Raw genomic sequence first — 17,384 nt, forward strand, 5'->3', positions numbered from 1 at the left:
TTCCGTGCTACTTCCTCACCTCGGGCGGTGTGTCACATCCGGGCGCGGCGCGCCGGACGGGGGCTTTCGGAGGGGGACTGCAAGTCACCTTCGACGAGCTGCTTCAGGATGCGCAGAAGGTCTTGGCGGTCGGTGGCCGCGAGGGAGGCGAGGGCGTCGGCGTGGACCTGGTCGACGATGCGCTGACTCTGCGCGGCGACGGCGGCGCCCTGGTCGGTGACGGCGATGATGCGGGCCCGGCGGTCCTTGGCGGACGGCCGCCGCTCGGCCAATCCCGCCTTCTCCAGGGCGTCGACGGTGACGACCATCGTCGTCTTGTCCATGTCGCCGATCTCGGCGAGCTGGATCTGGGTCCGCTCCTCCTCCAGGGCGTGCACGAGGACGCAGTGCATACGGGCGGTGAGGCCGATCTCGGCGAGGGCGGCGGCCATGCGGGTGCGCAGGACGTGGCTGGTGTGGTCCAGAAGGAAGGAGAGGTCAGGTTCGGTCCGAGTGGGCGCCATCGCAGTCATGCCCCCAGCCTAGCAATTCGATCTGAAAGAAATCGTCTACAACGAAACCATCTGCTACGGTCTCGCTAGTCGCCTTCACTGACTGGAGAAGCCCATGCCTGTGGCTACGGATGCCCCCACCCCCTTTGTCACCGTCACCCCGCGCGCCACCGCCCAGGCGGCGGCAGCCCAGGGGCTGCGTTCCCGCTGGACGGCCCTTGCCGTGCTCTCCACCGGCATGCTGATGACGGTCCTCGACGGCAGCATCGTCACCGTTGCGATGCCCGCCATCCAGAACGACCTCGGCTTCACCCCCGGCGGCCTCAGCTGGGTGGTCAACGCCTATCTGATCGCCTTCGGCAGTCTGCTGCTGCTCGCCGGTCGCCTGGGCGACCTGATCGGCCGCAAGCGCATGTTCCTGGCCGGGACCGCCGTCTTCACCGCCGCCTCGGTGCTCGCGGGCTTCGCCGCCTCCCCCGCGGTGCTCATAGCGGCCCGCTTCCTCCAGGGGCTCGGGAGTGCGATGGCCTCGGCCGTCAGCCTCGGCATTCTGATCACCTTGTTCACCGATTCCCGCGAGCGCGCCAGGGCGATTGCCGTCTTCTCCTTCACCGGCGCGGCCGGAGCGTCGCTGGGTCAGGTGCTCGGCGGCATCCTCACCGACGCGCTCGACTGGCACTGGATCTTCTTCATCAACCTGCCCATCGGTCTCGCCGCGCTGCTGACGGCCGCGCCCGCGCTTCCCGCGGACCGGGGCCTGGGGCTGCGCTCGGGGGCCGACGTCATCGGCGCGCTCCTGGTCACCGCCGGACTCAGCCTGGGCATCTACACCGTCGTCGAGGTGGAGCAGTACGGCTGGACCTCCGCGCACACCCTCGGCCTCGGAACGCTCTCCCTCGCCCTGCTGGGCGCCTTCACCCTGCGCCAGGCCACGGCCCGCACCCCGCTGATGCCGCTGCGGATCTTCCGCTCCCGCACCGTGGCCGGCGCGAACCTCGTCCAGATGCTGATGGTGGCCGCGCTGTTCTCCTTCCAGATCCTGGTCGCCCTCTACCTCCAGAAGGTCCTCGGATACGGCGCCGCCTCGACGGGCCTGGCCATGCTCCCGGCCGCCGCTGTGATCGGTGCGGTCTCCCTCGGGGTCTCGGCCCGGCTGAACGCCCGCTTCGGCGAGCGCCGCGTCCTGCTGGCCGGCCTCGCCCTGCTGGTCCTGGCGCTCGGCCTGCTGACCCGGCTGCCGGTGCACGCCGACTACGTCACCGACCTGCTGCCGGTGATGCTGCTGGCCGCCGGCTTCGGCCTGGCCCTGCCGGCCCTCACCACGCTGGGCATGTCCGGCGCCGGCGAGCAGGACGCGGGCCTCGCCTCCGGCCTGTTCAACACCACCCAGCAGATCGGCATGGCGCTCGGCGTCGCCGTCCTCTCCACCCTGGCGGCCTCGCGCACCGAGAGCCTGGAGTCCGCCGGCCACACCGCGGCCGCTTCCCTGACCGGCGGCTACCACCTGGCCTTCGCGGTCGGCGCCGGTCTGCTCCTGACCGCCGCCGCCCTCACGGCGACCCTCCTGCGAAGCCCGCGCCACTGAGGGTTCGGGCAGGCAGTCCCCGTGCGTCAAGCCCTCGTACTTCTGGTGGCGGGTGACCCCGTCACCACTGCGATGGCCGCTCGGGATGCCGCGGCGCCGGCGGCCCGCTAGTGAAGTTCCACGGAGATGTGCGGCGACAGTGCGCGGAGGAAGTCGGGTGCGTCGAATATCTTGCCGGCGGAGGCGACACCGGTCGCCCGGGTCCGGCCGGTGAGGATGCGGTGGACCGCTTCCACCGCGAGCGGCGCGGTGACGGCGTAGATGTCCCGGCCCCGCGCCACGGCACGGCGTTCGGTGCCGCCACGGCGGACGAGGGCGTCGACGAGGAAAGTCTGCGCGGACCGTCCGTGCGCGTCGGTCGCGGCGGGCGTCGGAGTGTCCGGGGCCAGCACCTCCCTGGCCGCCTCGACCGTCATGTGCGTGTGCACGTCGGGGATGGACAGGTGGCTGGGGACGGTAACGACGTCGACCGTGGTGAACTCCCCTATGACGGCGCGGGGACCGATGGGGCCGGGGAAGGGCCAGTGGAGGGTTGGTGACGCGTCGTCGCGGTACTCCAGCTGCCCGTCGGCGTAGCGGATGCGCCGGCCGCCTCGCCGCCGGCGGGAGACCTTGCTCGTGGCGCGTGTTCCGGCGGTGGGGTGCCAGCTGCTCAGCGCGTAGGCGATGTGTGCCTCGTCGGCCGCCGTCCAGTCACCCATCGCCGCGGTGACCAACAGGTCGCCGAGACCGCCGTAGAAAGCCATCGCGGGGACGATCACCGCTCCCGCCGCGCGGGCACGGTCCGTGAAGTCCGCGAACGTCTCGACGCCGGACTCGATCTCACCCGTCACGTCCACGTACGGGATGCCGGCGCGCAGTGCCGCCTCGATAACGGGGGCGGCCGTGGTGGCGAAGGGCCCGGCGCAGTTGATCACTGCCGCTGTGCCGGCCAGCGCGCGGTCGAGCGAGTCGGGGTCCCCGGCCGATGCCGGGCGGGCGTCGAGTCCCGGAGCGGATGCCGCCAGCGTCTGCAGCTTGCCGGGGTCGCGGCCGGAGAGCACGGGGATGAACCCGCGTTCCCGCAGGTGTGCCACCACGAAGCGTCCGGTGTGCCCGTACGCGCCGAACACCGCTACGGCACGTTTCGATCCCATGGGTTCTCCCCCGTTACTCCAATGATCCGGTGGCAGTCCACCGGCGGTCCGTTACGGACATCCTGGCGAGCGCGAGTCGTCCACACGAGTGTCCGGAACGACACGACCCGTACAATTCCGGACGTGGACACCGACACCGGCACTGTCGCCCTGGCCGTCACCGACGGCATGCTCCACTTCGAACTGTCCGTGGCCCACGAGGTGTTCGGCAACCGCCTTCCCGCCGGGGCCGGCCGCGGGTACAGCGTCGTGGTCTGCGGGCCGGGCGCGGTGCGGGTCGGCCGGTTCACGCTGGAGCCCGACTACGGACTCGACCACCTCCCGCGCGCCGGTACGGTGATCGTCCCCGCCTGGGCCGATGTCGCCGAGGACCCGCCGGCCGACCTCGTCGACGCGGTGCGCGCGGCCCACGAGGCCGGGGCGCGCGTGGTCTCCTTCTGCACCGGCGCGTTCGTGCTGGCCGCCGCCGGGCTGCTGGACGGGCGGCGCGCGACCACGCACTGGGCGCACACCGGAGACCTGGCCGACCGCTATCCGCGCGTGGAGGTGGACCCGGACGTCCTCTACGTGGACAACGGCAGCGTGCTCACCTCCGCCGGCAAGGCCGCCGCGATGGACCTGTGCCTGCACCTGGTCCGCCTCGACCACGGCCAGTCGACCGCCAACGCGCTCGCGCGCCGCCTGGTCGTCCCGCCGCACCGGCCCGGGGGCCAGGCCCAGTTCGTCACCACTCCCGTGCCCGCCCAGGGCAATCACCCGCTCGCCGAGCTGCTCCCCTGGGTGAGCGAACGACTCGACCATCCGCTGACCGTCGAAGACCTGGCCCGTCGGGCCCGGATGAGCTCGCGCCACCTCGGCCGCCACTTCAGGTCGGTGACCGGAACGACCCCGCTGCAATGGCTGCTGGCTCAGCGGATCCGCCGCGCCCAGGAGTTGCTGGAGTCCACCGACGACAGTATCGACGTCATCGCCACGGCCACCGGCATGGGCACCGCCACGACGCTGCGCCGGCACTTCAACCGCACGGTCGGAGTGCCCCCGGACACCTACCGCCGCACCTTCCGCTCGCGGTCCCGTCCGGCCTGACCGGCACATTGTCCATCCCGTAACCGGATGCCTCAGTGCGTCTCCCGTTGGTGGATGCCCATGGCCACCGCCATACGGGCGGCCTCCTGACGGTCACCGGCCTCGACGGCCCGGTAGCGACTGCCCTTGATCTGCCGACACGTCTCGCACGGCGGCGACACCAACGACGTCACCTCGGCCTGCCCCCTCCCCCGCCGACTCCGCGCGTTGACCTCGGCAACCTTGGCGCGCAGCGCGTCGCCCGCGGTCGTGGGCCGGTTCGTCTCGCTCATCGGCCATCCTCCGGGCACGGAATGAAGTCGATGCCGTGCGCAGACATGCGGACGGTGAAGGTGGGGCGCGGCAGGTTCTCAGGTGGCCGCACCACGGGGGCGGCGGCACACCGCCGGTCGGTACTGATCGGTTTCGCGGACGAGAGCCGAGCTTTCGCCCAGTCGAACCATCGGAAGTTAAGCTTCGTCATGTCGACGCTCCACACACAGCGTTGGCCATGCCCCGGGACCGGTTGCAGCGGTCGCCGGGGCCTTCGTTGGTCGGGACCCTAGCAGTGCAGCTCTATAGAGCGGTTGCAGCATCAACAAATCGAGCAAAACCATGTATTGCACGAAAGACTTGGCACACGTAGCTTGCCGGTGTGATCGAATTCGCTCCCGACATTCCGCGCTGGCGTCAAGTCGCCGATGTGATTCGGCAGCGCATAAAGGACGGAACGTACCCACCGCGGACGCGTGTTCCGTCCATCGTCCAACTCATGGAAGAGTTCGGCATCGCCACCATGACGGCCCACAAGGTGCATCGCGCCCTGCGCGCCGAGGGCCTCATCTACACCGAGCCCGGCATGGGGTCCTATGTCTCGAAGGACCTGCAGTTCGACTGACCGCGAACGACGGGAGCGCGCAGCGATGTTGTGGCCCAAGGCCGTCAGGGACCGGCTCAAGACCGGTAGCGACCAGGAGATCGTCCAGAGCTACCCGTACCGGTCAGCGTGCCCGTCCACTGTGTGGGGCGACCTCATCGTCGGCGCGACCGAGGAGCTGTTCTTCGGGGGGTACACGTCCTACTTCCTCTGGACCCACGTGCCCGACCTCCCCGGCATGCTCCGGCAAAAGGCCGCACAGGGCTGCCGCGTCCGCTTCCTGATCGGTGATCCCGACGGGGTCATGACCCGCCAGCGCGAGGAGATCGAAGACGTCGCCATGACCGTGTCGACGCGCATCAGGACAACGACGGAGCAGTTGGCCGCAATGGGCAAGGTGGACGGCCTGGAAGTGCGGTTCTCCGCGCCCGCCGACGCCACTAATCACGTCTCGCTGTCCGTCTTCCGCTTCGACGACGAAGCCCTCATCACGCCCCACCTGGCCCGGCAGGTCGGCCACGACTCGCCGCTGCTCCACCTTCGACGGCACGGCGACAGCGGAATGTTCTCCCGTTTTGTGGAACACTCCAAGGAGTTGTGGTCCCGGGGCACTCCCCTGGCTTCCTCAACGCCGCGCAGCTGAGGCAGCGACCGGCGAACGGACCTCCAGGATCGTCGCCGTCCCCGCCACCGATCGGTCCTCGTGCATGGTGATGCGGTCGCCGGGGCGGAGGTGGCGCCAATGAGCGGGTGTGAGCGGGAAGAGGCGGACCGGTGCGCGGCCGCCGGGTGGCAGGGATGGCCGGCCCTCGATCCACAGGGCGGCGACGCTCCAGGACGGTCCGCCGGTGGGTGAGTGATGGCCGATGTTCCACATCGGTCGCAGGACGCCGGCGCCCGGGACGGGCGTCGTGCGCCGGGTCGCCCCCGCCGGGCTCAGCGTCAAGTCCGCTCTCATCACGCCGTTGCGGGCCTCGAAGCAGCGCCAGCGGCACCAAGCGGCGCTCCGCTCCATACGCAGCTCCTCGGCAGCTTCCGCCATCGCCTCCCAGAACGCCGGCGGTGGCGGACGGCCGTCCCCGAGATCTTCCAGCAGGTCGAGGGCGGTGTCCCACTCGTCGTTGACGAGGTAGTCCCAGACGTCCGCCACCGTCACGTCGTTGTCCGTGGCCGCCGCTTCGGCAGCCAGGAGGCCGGCGGACTCAAGCAGCTCCGGAACGCGCATGCACCGATTGTCGCGCAGCGCTGCTCGCCGGGAACGGGGCGGCCGCCGACTGGCTCCTGGCCCCTCGGCGTCGCCTCGCGCTCTGGCCTGGCCGGCACGAGCGACCCGCCCTGTCATCCTTGCCGTCGGCGCTATCCTGACCGCGGGCTGACAGGGAACTCCGCGACGGAAAGGGACGGCGCATGACCGCACAGCACGCCGAGCACGATGGCCCGATCATTCCCAAGCCCGCACTGACCCTGCCCGCCCTGCGCCAAGCCGTCGCCACGGTGGCTCCCTCACGCCTCACCGAGTTCTTCGAGGACATGCAGAACACGTTCGTCCAGGCCGGCGACGAGGGCAGCGTCGTACCGATCCGGATGTTCTACCGGCGCTGGGGCGTGGTCGTCGAGATCGAACGCCACCCGCAGACCGCACGGCGGCTGCACGACGCCGAACGATCGATGGACAGTGAAGACGCAGACGTGAGAGAGCAGGCGATCCGGGACATCGGCGAGGTCGTCCGCGCCGCACACCGTGAGGTCGAGGGTGGCTGACTGGCACTGGGAGCATGATCCCGATGACCTCCTCGACGGCCTCACGCCCGAAGCGACGGCCGAGGTCGGACGCTTGGCCCAGGAAGTCGCCACGCGCGCTTCCATGGTCTTTCTCGATGGCGCGTCGTATACCGGCCCCGGCCCGGGACTACGCACCGAGAGCCGCGGCCAGGTCATGATCACATACCTGACCGACGTACGGGGTGAGCGCATCGTCGTCGTGCAGGTCTCCTGGTTCGGCTGAGCAGACCGTGACACCGGCATGAGGTACAACCCAGGTGCCCGCCCGTGGCGTGGGGCCACGGGCGGGCACTGTGCGTGGGACTGCCGAGCCGCCTGGGCTCAGTAGTACATGAAGGTCGCGTACAGGCCGTTGCCGACGTCCTGGGTGATGAGTTCCCCGGCCCCGGCTCCGAAGCCGTTCGCGGCGTTGGCCACGTCATAGACGGAGCCGTAATTGCCCATCCAGTGCCAGGTTTTGACCTGTGCCTTCACCGGACTGGTGCTCACGGTTGCCGGTGTGTTCGGCGCGGGTGTGTCCGAGGCCATTGCGGGGGCGGCCGCCAGGCCGACCAGCAGGGCGGTGGGCGCAGCGGCCCGGGCGAGGAATCGAAGGCAGTTCATGGTGACCTCCATGAAAGGCTCAGGTGTTCGAATTTACGAACATCTGAGACAACCGTAGGCGACTCCCACCACACCCGCCATCCGAGCCACCCAAGCCCCCATCGGACCGGCGTTGTCAGACCCTCCCACTACAGTCCGTTCCAGTAGTCAGGACCGACGGGGGAGGGATTCGTATGCGTCAGTTCGGAGTTGAGCTGTACGACCGGTGGACCGCCATGTGGAACGGGGACACGGGGCTGGCCGGGGAGATCATGGCGCCGGAGTTCCGTCTGCGGTACGCACAGGCGGGGACCGAAGCGTTCGACGACGTCCGGCGGCCCGCCGAGCTCGCGGACGTCATCGCGGGGTGGCACCGGCAGCGGCCCGGGTTGCGGTTCGTCGCCGAGGGGCCCGCCGTCGTCGACACGGAGGGTCACGACGGGGCGGCGCCGCACGGGGTAGTGGCGCGGCCTTATCGTGCGAGCTTCACCGACGGTGACGGGCACGTCGTCTCCCGAAGCGGGACCGACATACTTCAGTTCCGCGGCGGGCGCATCACCGAGGTGTGGTCGGTCTCCTCGGGGACCGGCGGGCGGACGTTCTACTGAGCTGACGCCGACGCCTCCGGCGCCCCCGGCGCCTCCGTCAGGGCCCGCAGGGACGCCTTCAGGTTCGTCACGAACGCCTCGCGCATGTCCGCATCCAGCAGGTCCAGGGACAGGTACGGGTTGAGGTCCTCCAGCTCCACGAGCAGCAGCTCGCCCTCCGGCGTGCGGCAGGCGTCCACGCGCTGGATGCCGTGTTCGATGGCGTTCCAGTCGATGAAGCGCTGCGCGAAGGCCAGGTCCGCGGCCGTCGGCTCGTAGCGCTCCAGCTTCCAGCGCCGCTCCGGGTCCGGGGCGTAGAGCGCGTACTGAAAGGTGTCGTCGATGAAGTAGAACGAGACCTCGTAGCGGAAGTGGATGCGGGGCTGGACGAGCACGCCCGCCGCCCACTCCCGCTCCCCCAGCCCGTCCAGCTCCGGCCGCTCCATGAACCGCAGGCCGATCGAGTCCGCGCCCGCCTTCGGCTTGGCGACGTACTCGGCGACTTCCGGCAGCCGGGAGGCGTCCTGCGGGCGGTCGATGGTCGGGATCACCGGGTAGCCCGCGGCGCTGAGATCGAGGAGGTACTGCTTGCCGGCCATGTCGGCCTTGCCGGTCAGCTGGTTGTAGACCGGGACGCCCGCCCGCGCCGCCCGGGTGCGGAAGTCCTCGTACGCGGCCGCGTAGTGCAGCACGGGGCCGCTGTTGCGGATCACAACCGCCGCGAACGCGCCCGTCTCCAGCAGTCCCGCCGCATCCAGCGGGTGGCACACGGCCACGTCGAAGTCCTCGCGCAGCCGCGACGTCAGGAAGATGTCCTCGTCGCAGTAGCGCCGCCCCTTGGCCTCGTAGGCCAGGTCGGTGACGAAGAGGAGGCGGGTGCGGGGGCGGGACAGGCCGGACTTCATGATCCAGAACCTACCCCGGTCCGTCCCGCGCACGGAAAACGGGGGCTTCCCGCCGGCCGTTGCCGGCGGGAAGCCCCCGCTGTCCGGTACGGGACGAGCGCTGCCTACGCCGCGCCCACCACCTGCTTCTCCTCCGCGAAGTGGCACGCCGACTCGTGCGCCGCCGGCGTCTTCTTGCCGGCGAACACCTCCGGCACCGCCAGCAGCGGCACCTCCTCCGCGCACTTGTCCTCCGCCTTCCAGCAGCGGGTGCGGAAGCGGCAGCCGGACGGCGGGTTGGCCGGGGACGGGACGTCGCCGGTGAGGATGATCCGCTCGCGGCCCTCGCGCGCGTCGGGGTCCGGGACGGGGACGGCCGACAGCAGCGCCTGCGTGTACGGGTGCGTCGGGTGGTCGTAGATCTGCACGTCCGTGCCGATCTCGGCCATCTTGCCGAGGTACATCACGCCGACGCGGTCGGAGATGTGCCGCACGATCGACAGGTCGTGCGCGATGAAGATGTAGGAGAGGTTGAACTCGTCCTGCAGCTTCTCCATCAGGTTGACGACCTGCGCCTGCACCGAGACGTCCAGCGCCGACACCGGCTCGTCGCAGATGATGATCTCCGGGTTGAGCGCCAGGCCGCGCGCGATGCCGATGCGCTGGCGCTGACCGCCGGAGAACTGGTGCGGATAGCGGTTGATGTACTCCGGGTTGAGGCCCACGACGTCCAGCAGTTCCTGGACCTTGCGCCGCCGGTCGCCCTTCGGGGCCACCTCGGGGTGGATCTCGAAGGGCTCGCCGATGATGTCGCCGACCGTCATGCGCGGGTTCAGCGAGGTGTACGGGTCCTGGAACACCATCTGGATGTTGCGGCGCACGGCCTTCAGGGCGCGCCCGGACAGCTTGGTGATGTCCTGGCCCTTGTAGAAGACCTCGCCCGAGGTGGCCGTCTCCAGGGTCATCAGCAGCTTGGCGACCGTGGACTTGCCACAGCCGGACTCGCCGACGATGCCCAGCGTCTCGCCCTGGTAGAGGTCGAAGGAGACGCCGTCGACGGCCTTGACCGCGCCGATCTGCTTCTTGAAGAGGATGCCCTGCGTCAGCGGGAAGTGCTTGACGAGGTTGCGGACCTGCAGGATCGGCTCGCCGCGCTCGACCGGGGCGTCGAGGACGGCCTCGACCTCGGCGGTCGTGCTGGCGTCGCTGATCTCCACCTCGGTGACGTTGGGCGTCGCCTCGGCCATGGCCTCGTCCTTCTTGCCGGTCTCAGCCATGGATCGTCTCCTTCCAGAAGTGGCACGCGCTGCCGCGGCCGTCGAGCTCCGCACCGTCCCGCTCGGTCACCCGCTGCAGGGCGGGGGTGTCCGTGCGGCAGATGTCCTGCGCCTTGGGGCAGCGCGGGTTGAAGGCGCAGCCGGCCGGAATGCGCAGCAGGTTGGGCGGCAGGCCCTTGATCGCGTAGAGCTCCTGGCCCTTCTGGTCCAGGCGCGGGATCGAGTCCAGCAGGCCCCGGGTGTAGGGATGGGCCGGGCGCTTGTACAGCTCGTGGACGGGTGCGGTCTCCACGATGCGGCCCGCGTACATCACCGCGATCTTGTCGGCGACGTCCGCGACGACGCCGAGGTCGTGGGTGATGAGGATCAGACCCATGTTGAGCTCGCGCTGGAGCTCGGCGAGCAGGTCCATGACCTGCGCCTGGACGGTCACGTCCAGGGCCGTCGTCGGCTCGTCGGCGATGATCAGGTCCGGCTCCAGGGCCAGCGCCATGGCGATCATGATGCGCTGGCGCATGCCGCCCGAGAACTGGTGCGGGTAGTCGCTCACGCGCTGCTTGGCGGCCGGGATGCGGACCCGGTCCATCAGCTCGACGGCCTTGGCCTTGGCGTCCTTCTTGGACATGCCCTGGTGCACGCGGAACATCTCGCCGAGCTGGTAGCCGACGGTCAGGACCGGGTTCAGGGAGGACAGCGCGTCCTGGAAGATCATCGCGATCTTGCTGCCGCGGATCTTCCGGCGCTCCTCGGCGGACATCTTCAGCATGTCCTGGCCGCGGAAGAGGATCTCGCCCTGCGGGATCTTCCCCGGCGGCATGTCGAGGATGCCCATGACGGCCTGGGCGGTGACGGACTTGCCGGAGCCGGACTCGCCGAGCACGGCGAGCGTCTCGCCCGCGTTGACCGTGTAGTTGACGCCGTTGACGGCCTTGGCGACGCCGTCGCGGGTGTGGAACTCCACGTGCAGGTCACGGACTTCGAGCAGCGGGGTGCCCTTGTCGCCGGCCTTGCGGGGCTCGGGGACCTGCGCGGTCTTCTCGATGGTGGTCACGTACGCCTCCCTCAGCGCAGCTTGGGGTCGAGGGCGTTGCGCACCGCATCGCCGAGCATGATGAAGGCCAGCACGGTGATCGAGACCATCAGCGCCGGGTAGAGCAGGACGTGCGGCGCGTTGCGCAGCTGGTCCTTGCCGGCCGAGACGTCGATGCCCCAGGAGATCGCCGGGTCGGCCAGGCCGATGCCGAGGTACGACAGCGTGGCCTCGGCGGCGATGTAGCCGCCGAGCGCGGTCGTCGCGACGATGATCACCGGCGCGACGGCGTTCGGCAGAATGTGGCGCAGCAGGATGCGGCCGGTGCCGGCGCCGAGCGCCTTGGCGGCCATCACGTAGTCCTGCTGCTTGATGGAGATCACCGAGCCGCGCATGACGCGGGCGATCTGGGTCCAGCCGAGGACGGCGAGGGCGGCGGAGACCACCCAGACCGTGCGCACCTCGAACGAGGTGAGGACGACCATGGCGCCCAGCAGGAACGGGATGCCCGCGAAGACGTCGGTCAGGCGGGAGAGCAGGCTGTCGGCCCAGCCGCCGAAGTAGCCGGCGAGCATGCCGACGAGGCCGCCGAAGAGGGTGACGGTGCCGGTGACGACGACGCCGACGATCACGGAGGCGCGGGCGCCGTAGACCAGGCGCGCCCAGATGCTGCGGCCCTGGCCGTCGTAGCCGAGCCACTCGGGCGAGAAGACCTTGCCGTACTCGGGCTCCTTGAGGAAGGCCCCGGTCAGGTCGCCGTTGCGCGGCGAGGCGCTGGTGAACAGGCTCGGGAAGCAGCTCATCGTCAGCAGCAGCAGGATGAGGACCGCGGAGGCCACGAACAGCGGGTTGCGGCGCAGGTCGCCCCAGGCGTCGCTCCACAGGCTGCGCGGCTTGCCGACAGAACCGCCGCTTCCGCCGGCGCCGCCCGCGGTTGTCGTGGGGCTCGGGGTCGTCTCGGTGGCGGCTCCGGCCACGACGGCGCCCTCGGTTGCCTCAGGCATAACGGATCCTCGGGTCCAGGACCGCGTAAAGCAGGTCGACGATCAGGCTGGCGCAGAGATAGACGATGACGAGCAACGTGACGATGCCGACGACGGTCGAACCCTCGTGTCGGTTGAGGGCCTCGTAGATCTCGCGGCCGATGCCCTGGACGTTGAAGATGCCCTCGGTGACGACCGCGCCGCCCAGCAGGGCGCCCAGGTCGGTGCCGAGGAAGGTGACCACGGGGATCATCGAGTTGCGCAGCAGGTGGATGCCGACGACGCGGCGGCGCGGCAGGCCCTTGGCGACGGCCGTGCGGATGTAGTCGGCGCGCTTGTTCTCCGCGATGGACGTGCGCGTCAGCCGGGTGACGTACGCCAGGGACAGCGAGCCGAGCACGATGGCGGGCATGAACAACTGCCCGAAGTCCTCGGAGTTCTGGACCGTCGGGGTCAGCCAGCCCAGCTTCATCGCGAAGATGAACTGGAAGAGGTAGCCGAGCACGAAGGACGGCACCGAGACCAGCAGCAGGGTGAAGAACAGCACGCCCTTGTCCAGCCAGCGGTCGGCCTTCAGGCCGGCCAGGACGCCGAGGCTGATGCCGACGACGACGGTGAAGACGAAGGCGAACAGCGCCAGTCGGAGGGTCACCGGAATCGCGTCGGCGATGACGTCGGCGACCGGCCGCTGGCTGGCGATCTGGGTGCCGAAGTCGCCCTGGAACAGTCCGCTGACGTAGTTCCAGTACTGCTGCCACAGCGGCAGGTCGAGCCCGAGATCGTGCTTGATCGAGGCGATCTGCGCCTCGTCGATGGCCTGTTCTCCCCACATGGCCCGCACGGGGTCACCGGGCAGGGCGTACATCATGAGGAAGATCAGCAAGGTTGACCCGATGAAGACCGGGATCATCTGGAGCAGTCGCCGCGCGACATAGCGCCCCATGGTGCCTCCATGTGGATACGACGGCACCGGGGACCGCTCGCGCAGTGCGTGCGAGCACTGCGGGAGCGGTCCCCGGTACCTTCCCGCCCCGTACCGGATTGCGGGGGATGCGGGGGAACCGGATGCGGGATGACTCCGCGACGGACTACTTGGGGGTGACTTCGGTCATGACGTAGTCACCGCGGTAGTCGACCACGACGTTGTCGGTCGTCTTGGAGTGGCCACCGTTGATCCGGTAGTTCCACAGCGGGATGGAGGGCATCTTCTGCACCATGGCCTTCTCGGCCTCCTGGTACAGCTTGACCGACTCCTCCAGGGTCTTGGCGTTGTCGCCCTTCTCCATGAGCTCGTCGATGCCCTTGTCGGAGAAGCGGCCGCTGTTGGCCTCGGCGCCGGTCTTGTAGAGCTCGCGCATGAAGTTGACGTTCAGCGGGTAGTCGGCGACCCAGCCACCGCGGTACATGGCCTTGACCTTGTTCTGGTCACGCAGGTCGAGGTCGGCCTGGAAGTCCGGCTTGGGGTCGGCGAGGCACTCGACGCCGGTGTTCTGGCGGATGTTCTCGCAGACGGCCGTGACCCATTCCTTGTGGCCGCCGTCGCCGTTGAACTGGATCCAGATCTTGTTGCCCGGAACGCCGCCGCCCTCCTTGATGAGGTCCTTGGCCTTCGCCGGGTCGAACTTGAAGACGTCGACGCCCAGGTCGTTCTGGTTGCCCTCGACACCGGGCGGGGTGAAGCTGGTGGCCGGCGTGCGGGTGCCGTTGAGGACCGTCTTGGTGATGGTCGCGCGGTCGATCGCCATCGACAGGCCCTGGATGACCTTCGGGTCGACGCCCTTGAAGGGCTCGCTGTAGAAGGCCGGGACGATGGACTGGACGGCCGCGTACGGCTTGTCGATCGCCCGGTCGCCCAGGTCGGACTTGTACTTGGGCAGGTCCTTGGGGCCGATCTGGCGGATCAGGTCCAGGTTGCCCGACATGAGCTCCTGGTAGGCGGCCTCGACCGTGGAGTACTGCTTGAACTGCACGCCCTTGTTCTTGGGCTTGTCGTCACCCTTGTAGCCGTCGTAGGCGGCGACCTGGATGAGCTTCTTGTGGTCCCACTTCTCGAACTTGTAGGGGCCCTGGCCGACCGGCTTCTGGCCGAAGCCCTTCGGGTCCTTGAAGAACGCCTGCGGCTGCGGCATGAAGGGGACGTAGCCGAGCTTGTACTGGAAGTACGGGACCGGGTTCTTGAGCTCGACGCTCAGGGTCAGCTCGTCCTTGGCCGTCAGACCCGACATCTTGTCGGACTTGGGGTCACCCTTCTCGGGGTGGACGTCCTCGTAACCCTTGATGTCGTTGAACCAGAGGCTGTTCTTCTGGTTGTTCTTGATGTTGGCGCCCCAGTTCCAGGCGTCGACATACGACTGGGCGGTGACCTTCTCACCGTTGTGGAACGTCCAGCCCGACTTGAGCTTGATCGTCCACGTCTTGGAGTCCTCGGTGGTGATGGACTCGGCGGCGACGTTGAGAATCTTGCCCTTGTCGTCGAACTTCACGAGCGGCGAGTAGAGGGCGGTGATGACGTAGTGGCCCAGCGTCTCGTTGGTGTCCGTCGGGTAGAGCGGGTTCTGCGGCTCACCGACGTCGACCGACACGTAGCCCTCGGGCTTGCCGCCGGAACCGGAACTGCTCTTGCTGTCTCCGCCGCCGTTGCAAGCGGTCGCGGCCATCGCAACAACGATGGCGCCAACGACCCACTTTGCGCTCTTGGCACCGCGCATGGGTATGCCTCCTCAAGAGTCCACAAATCACTACAAGAGAGGCACCGGCCCCACGCTGACACCCCTGACAGCGGAGACGGAACCGGCACCTTCAGTGTGCTCGTGAGTCGGCGCTCCCCACAGCGCGTGACCCATTGACCCGAGCTCAGTGAAGCCAACTATTAAGTACGTCCGTCCTGTAAACCACACTTAAAGGGTCTCGCTTTGGTCACATCGATCACCGACACAGGCCCAAAATGCGGACAAAGCGATCAGAGACAGACACACGCGAAACGGACTGTTAACACAACATCCGGATTCACCGGACCGGCTTCCGGACGGCCCGCCGGGAACGGACACAACTGGAAGGTCAAGTTCCGCTCAGGCGGGACGATCAGTGAGGTGATCGGTGGGGTGATCCGGGAACGGCGACGGCCCGCCGTCCCCGCCGTGGTGGCGGGGGCGACGGGCCGTCGTCCGTGGTGCGGTGGGCGTCAGCGCTTGGCGCGGGAAGCCGTGCGGCCGCGCTCCTTCTGGTCCAGGACGACCTTGCGGATGCGGACCGCCTCCGGGGTCACCTCGACGCACTCGTCGTCGCGGCAGAACTCCAGGGACTGCTCCAGCGACAGCTTGCGCGGCGGGACGATCGCCTCGAAGGAGTCGGCGGAGGAGGAGCGCATGTTGGTGAGCTTCTTCTCCTTGGTGATGTTGACGTCCATGTCGTCGGCGCGCGAGTTCTCGCCGACGATCATGCCCTCGTACACCTCGGTGCCCGGGTCGGTGAAGAGCACGCCGCGCTCCTGGAGGTTCGTCATCGCGAAGGCGGTGACGGCACCGGCGCGGTCGGCGACCAGCGAGCCGTTGTTGCGGGTCTTCAGCTCGCCGAACCACGGCTCGTGGCCCTCGTGGATGGAGTGGGCGATGCCGGTGCCGCGGGTGTTCGTCAGGAACTCCGTGCGGAAGCCGATCAGGCCGCGGGACGGGACGACGAACTCCATACGGACCCAGCCGGAGCCGTGGTTGGACATGTTGTCCATGCGGCCCTTGCGGGTGCCCATGAGCTGGGTGACGGCGCCCATGTGCTCCTCGGGCACGTCGACCGTGAGGCGCTCGACGGGCTCGTGGACCTTGCCGTCGACCTCCTTGGTGACGACCTGGGGCTTGCCGATGGTCATCTCGAAGCCCTCGCGGCGCATCTGCTCGACCAGGATGGCCAGCGCCAGCTCACCGCGGCCCTGCACCTCCCAGGCGTCGGGGCGCTCGGTGTCCAGGACGCGCAGCGAGACGTTACCGATGAGCTCGCGGTCCAGACGGTCCTTGACCTGGCGGGCGGTGACCTTGCGGTCCTTGACGGCGGACTTGGCGTCCGCGCCCTTGCCCGTGCCGCCACGGCCGACCAGCGGCGAGGTGTTGGTGCCGATGGTCATGGAGATCGCGGGCTCGTCGACCGTGATCAGCGGGAGGGCGACCGGGTTCTCCGGGTCGGCCAGGGTCTCACCGATCATGATGTCCGGGATACCGGCGACCGCGCAGATGTCACCGGGGCCGGCGACCTCGGCGGGCTTGCGGGTGAGCGCCTCGGTCATCATCAGCTCGGTGATGCGGACGTTGGAGATCGTGCCGTCACGCTTGATCCACGCGACGGTCTGGCCCTTGCGCAGCTCGCCCTGCTCGACGCGGAGCAGCGCGATGCGGCCGAGGAAGTTGTCGGCGTCGAGGTTGGTGACGTGGGCCTGGAGCGGCGCGTCCTCCTCGTAGGCCGGGGCCGGGACGTGCTCCAGGATCGTGGAGAAGAACGGCTCCAGGTTGGTGCTGTCCGCGGGGACGGTGCCGTCCTCCGGCTTGGTCAGCGAGGCGATGCCGTCACGGCCGCAGGCGTAGACGATCGGGAACTCGATCTGGTCCTCGTCGGCGTCCAGGTCCAGGAAGAGGTCGTAGGTCTCGTTGACGACCTCGTCGATGCGGGAGTCCGGGCGGTCCGTCTTGTTGATGCAGAGGATGACCGGCTTCCGCTGCTGGAGCGCCTTGCGGAGCACGAAGCGGGTCTGCGGCAGCGGGCCCTCGGAGGCGTCCACCAGCAGCACGACCGCGTCGACCATCGACAGACCGCGCTCGACCTCGCCACCGAAGTCGGCGTGGCCGGGGGTGTCGATGATGTTGATCGTGATCGGCTCGCCGCCGTCCTTGGGGTGGTACTTCACCGCCGTGTTCTTGGCGAGGATCGTGATGCCCTTCTCACGCTCCAGGTCGTTCGAGTCCATGACGCGGTCGTCGACGGAGTCGAGCTGGTGGGCGGCGAAGGCGCCGGCCTGCTTGAGCATGGCGTCGACGATGGTCGTCTTGCCGTGGTCGACGTGGGCGACGATGGCGACGTTACGAATGTCGTGGCGCGTGGGCATACTGGCGGCGCTTCTCCCG

General features: G+C 68.9%; 19 protein-coding genes. 7 read left to right on the forward strand and 12 right to left on the reverse strand.

Going from position 1 to position 17,384, the window contains the following annotated elements; all coding sequences use genetic code 11:
- Positions 1–32 precede the first annotated feature (32 nt).
- A complete protein-coding gene (locus LE181_RS18245) occupies positions 33–512 on the reverse strand; it encodes a MarR family winged helix-turn-helix transcriptional regulator (RefSeq protein WP_225662366.1) in 480 nt (159 codons plus the stop codon).
- Between the two features lie 94 nt (positions 513–606).
- Between LE181_RS18245 and LE181_RS18250 the strand changes: the two genes are divergently transcribed.
- Positions 607–2,076, forward strand: coding sequence for an MFS transporter (locus LE181_RS18250; RefSeq protein ID WP_225662367.1), 1,470 nt, complete (start codon positions 607–609; stop codon positions 2,074–2,076).
- A 107-nt stretch (positions 2,077–2,183) separates the two neighbouring features.
- Here LE181_RS18250 and LE181_RS18255 read toward each other — a convergent pair whose 3' ends face one another.
- Positions 2,184–3,212, reverse strand: a complete 1,029-nt coding sequence (locus LE181_RS18255) for a saccharopine dehydrogenase family protein (protein ID WP_225662368.1) — start codon at positions 3,210–3,212, stop codon at positions 2,184–2,186.
- A gap of 123 nt (positions 3,213–3,335) precedes the next feature.
- On the opposite strand from LE181_RS18255, the gene LE181_RS18260 reads away from it, so the two are divergent.
- Complete coding sequence (locus tag LE181_RS18260) at positions 3,336–4,298, forward strand: helix-turn-helix domain-containing protein (protein WP_225662369.1); 963 nt, start codon at positions 3,336–3,338, stop codon at positions 4,296–4,298.
- 32 nt (positions 4,299–4,330) lie between these two features.
- Here the strand turns inward: LE181_RS18260 and LE181_RS18265 are convergent, their stop codons facing one another.
- A complete protein-coding gene (locus LE181_RS18265) occupies positions 4,331–4,570 on the reverse strand; it encodes a hypothetical protein (RefSeq protein ID WP_225662370.1) in 240 nt (79 codons plus the stop codon).
- 362 nt (positions 4,571–4,932) lie between these two features.
- On the opposite strand from LE181_RS18265, the gene LE181_RS18270 reads away from it, so the two are divergent.
- A complete protein-coding gene (locus LE181_RS18270; protein WP_225662371.1) occupies positions 4,933–5,175 on the forward strand; it encodes a winged helix-turn-helix domain-containing protein in 243 nt (80 codons plus the stop codon).
- A gap of 25 nt (positions 5,176–5,200) precedes the next feature.
- The gene (locus LE181_RS18275) at positions 5,201–5,797 is read left to right on the forward strand and encodes an XRE family transcriptional regulator (protein ID WP_225662372.1); all 597 of its coding nucleotides are present in this window, start codon (positions 5,201–5,203) and stop codon (positions 5,795–5,797) included.
- Here the strand turns inward: LE181_RS18275 and LE181_RS18280 are convergent.
- Entirely contained in the window at positions 5,780–6,379 is a 600-nt protein-coding gene (locus LE181_RS18280) for a hypothetical protein (RefSeq protein WP_225662373.1), read from the reverse strand. The two genes, LE181_RS18275 and LE181_RS18280, sit on opposite strands and share 18 nt — an antisense overlap.
- A 182-nt stretch (positions 6,380–6,561) precedes the next feature.
- On the opposite strand from LE181_RS18280, the gene LE181_RS18285 reads away from it, so the two are divergent.
- Both LE181_RS18285 and LE181_RS18290 read left to right on the forward strand, forming a co-directional pair.
- Positions 6,562–6,915, forward strand: coding sequence for a hypothetical protein (locus tag LE181_RS18285; protein WP_225662374.1), 354 nt, complete (start codon positions 6,562–6,564; stop codon positions 6,913–6,915).
- Entirely contained in the window at positions 6,908–7,159 is a 252-nt protein-coding gene (locus LE181_RS18290; RefSeq protein WP_225662375.1) for a hypothetical protein, read from the forward strand. The genes LE181_RS18285 and LE181_RS18290 overlap by 8 nt, the downstream gene beginning before the upstream one ends.
- Before the next feature lie 98 nt (positions 7,160–7,257).
- On the opposite strand, the gene LE181_RS18295 is transcribed toward LE181_RS18290, so the two are convergent.
- Positions 7,258–7,539 (reverse strand): hypothetical protein, encoded by a 282-nt coding sequence (locus tag LE181_RS18295; protein WP_225662376.1) that lies wholly within the window; start codon positions 7,537–7,539, stop codon positions 7,258–7,260.
- A gap of 173 nt (positions 7,540–7,712) precedes the next feature.
- On the opposite strand from LE181_RS18295, the gene LE181_RS18300 reads away from it, so the two are divergent.
- Positions 7,713–8,126 carry a nuclear transport factor 2 family protein gene (locus LE181_RS18300; protein ID WP_225662377.1) on the forward strand — a complete coding sequence of 138 codons (414 nt, stop codon included), beginning with the start codon at positions 7,713–7,715 and terminating at the stop codon, positions 8,124–8,126.
- Here the strand turns inward: LE181_RS18300 and LE181_RS18305 are convergent.
- From LE181_RS18305 to typA, 7 genes are all read right to left on the reverse strand, one after another.
- A complete protein-coding gene (locus LE181_RS18305) occupies positions 8,120–9,010 on the reverse strand; it encodes a hypothetical protein (protein WP_225662378.1) in 891 nt (296 codons plus the stop codon). The genes LE181_RS18300 and LE181_RS18305 overlap by 7 nt on opposite strands.
- 104 nt (positions 9,011–9,114) lie before the next feature.
- On the reverse strand, positions 9,115–10,266 hold the full coding sequence (locus LE181_RS18310; RefSeq protein WP_225662379.1) for an ABC transporter ATP-binding protein: 1,152 nt from the start codon (positions 10,264–10,266) through the stop codon (positions 9,115–9,117).
- Positions 10,259–11,317 (reverse strand): ABC transporter ATP-binding protein, encoded by a 1,059-nt coding sequence (locus LE181_RS18315; protein ID WP_225662380.1) that lies wholly within the window; start codon positions 11,315–11,317, stop codon positions 10,259–10,261. The genes LE181_RS18310 and LE181_RS18315 overlap by 8 nt, the downstream gene beginning before the upstream one ends.
- 11 nt (positions 11,318–11,328) lie before the next feature.
- On the reverse strand, positions 11,329–12,300 hold the full coding sequence (locus LE181_RS18320) for an ABC transporter permease (RefSeq protein WP_225662381.1): 972 nt from the start codon (positions 12,298–12,300) through the stop codon (positions 11,329–11,331).
- On the reverse strand, positions 12,293–13,222 hold the full coding sequence (locus LE181_RS18325; RefSeq protein WP_190112169.1) for an ABC transporter permease: 930 nt from the start codon (positions 13,220–13,222) through the stop codon (positions 12,293–12,295). The genes LE181_RS18320 and LE181_RS18325 overlap by 8 nt, the downstream gene beginning before the upstream one ends.
- Positions 13,223–13,367: 145 nt before the next feature.
- Positions 13,368–14,987, reverse strand: coding sequence for a peptide ABC transporter substrate-binding protein (locus tag LE181_RS18330; RefSeq protein WP_225662382.1), 1,620 nt, complete (start codon positions 14,985–14,987; stop codon positions 13,368–13,370).
- Positions 14,988–15,460: 473 nt separating this feature from the next.
- On the reverse strand, positions 15,461–17,365 hold the full coding sequence (gene typA / locus LE181_RS18335; protein WP_225662383.1) for a translational GTPase TypA: 1,905 nt from the start codon (positions 17,363–17,365) through the stop codon (positions 15,461–15,463).
- Between the last annotated feature and the right edge of the window lie 19 nt (positions 17,366–17,384).

This window comes from Streptomyces sichuanensis (assembly GCF_020328095.1).
GTDB lineage: Bacteria > Actinomycetota > Actinomycetes > Streptomycetales > Streptomycetaceae > Streptomyces > Streptomyces cinnamoneus.

Excerpts from the sequence above, each read along its gene's own strand:
- LE181_RS18245 (WP_225662366.1), bottom strand. The coding sequence starts at position 512 with ATGACTGCGATGGCGCCCACTCGGACCGAACCTGACCTCTCCTTCCTT.
- LE181_RS18250 (WP_225662367.1), top strand. The coding sequence starts at position 607 with ATGCCTGTGGCTACGGATGCCCCCACCCCCTTTGTCACCGTCACCCCG.
- LE181_RS18255 (WP_225662368.1), bottom strand. The coding sequence starts at position 3,212 with ATGGGATCGAAACGTGCCGTAGCGGTGTTCGGCGCGTACGGGCACACC.
- LE181_RS18265 (WP_225662370.1), bottom strand. The coding sequence starts at position 4,570 with ATGAGCGAGACGAACCGGCCCACGACCGCGGGCGACGCGCTGCGCGCC.
- LE181_RS18275 (WP_225662372.1), top strand. The coding sequence starts at position 5,201 with ATGTTGTGGCCCAAGGCCGTCAGGGACCGGCTCAAGACCGGTAGCGAC.
- LE181_RS18280 (WP_225662373.1), bottom strand. The coding sequence starts at position 6,379 with ATGCGCGTTCCGGAGCTGCTTGAGTCCGCCGGCCTCCTGGCTGCCGAA.
- LE181_RS18285 (WP_225662374.1), top strand. The coding sequence starts at position 6,562 with ATGACCGCACAGCACGCCGAGCACGATGGCCCGATCATTCCCAAGCCC.
- LE181_RS18295 (WP_225662376.1), bottom strand. The coding sequence starts at position 7,539 with ATGAACTGCCTTCGATTCCTCGCCCGGGCCGCTGCGCCCACCGCCCTG.
- LE181_RS18300 (WP_225662377.1), top strand. The coding sequence starts at position 7,713 with ATGCGTCAGTTCGGAGTTGAGCTGTACGACCGGTGGACCGCCATGTGG.
- LE181_RS18305 (WP_225662378.1), bottom strand. The coding sequence starts at position 9,010 with ATGAAGTCCGGCCTGTCCCGCCCCCGCACCCGCCTCCTCTTCGTCACC.
- LE181_RS18310 (WP_225662379.1), bottom strand. The coding sequence starts at position 10,266 with ATGGCTGAGACCGGCAAGAAGGACGAGGCCATGGCCGAGGCGACGCCC.
- LE181_RS18320 (WP_225662381.1), bottom strand. The coding sequence starts at position 12,300 with ATGCCTGAGGCAACCGAGGGCGCCGTCGTGGCCGGAGCCGCCACCGAG.
- LE181_RS18325 (WP_190112169.1), bottom strand. The coding sequence starts at position 13,222 with ATGGGGCGCTATGTCGCGCGGCGACTGCTCCAGATGATCCCGGTCTTC.
- LE181_RS18330 (WP_225662382.1), bottom strand. The coding sequence starts at position 14,987 with ATGCGCGGTGCCAAGAGCGCAAAGTGGGTCGTTGGCGCCATCGTTGTT.
- typA (WP_225662383.1), bottom strand. The coding sequence starts at position 17,365 with ATGCCCACGCGCCACGACATTCGTAACGTCGCCATCGTCGCCCACGTC.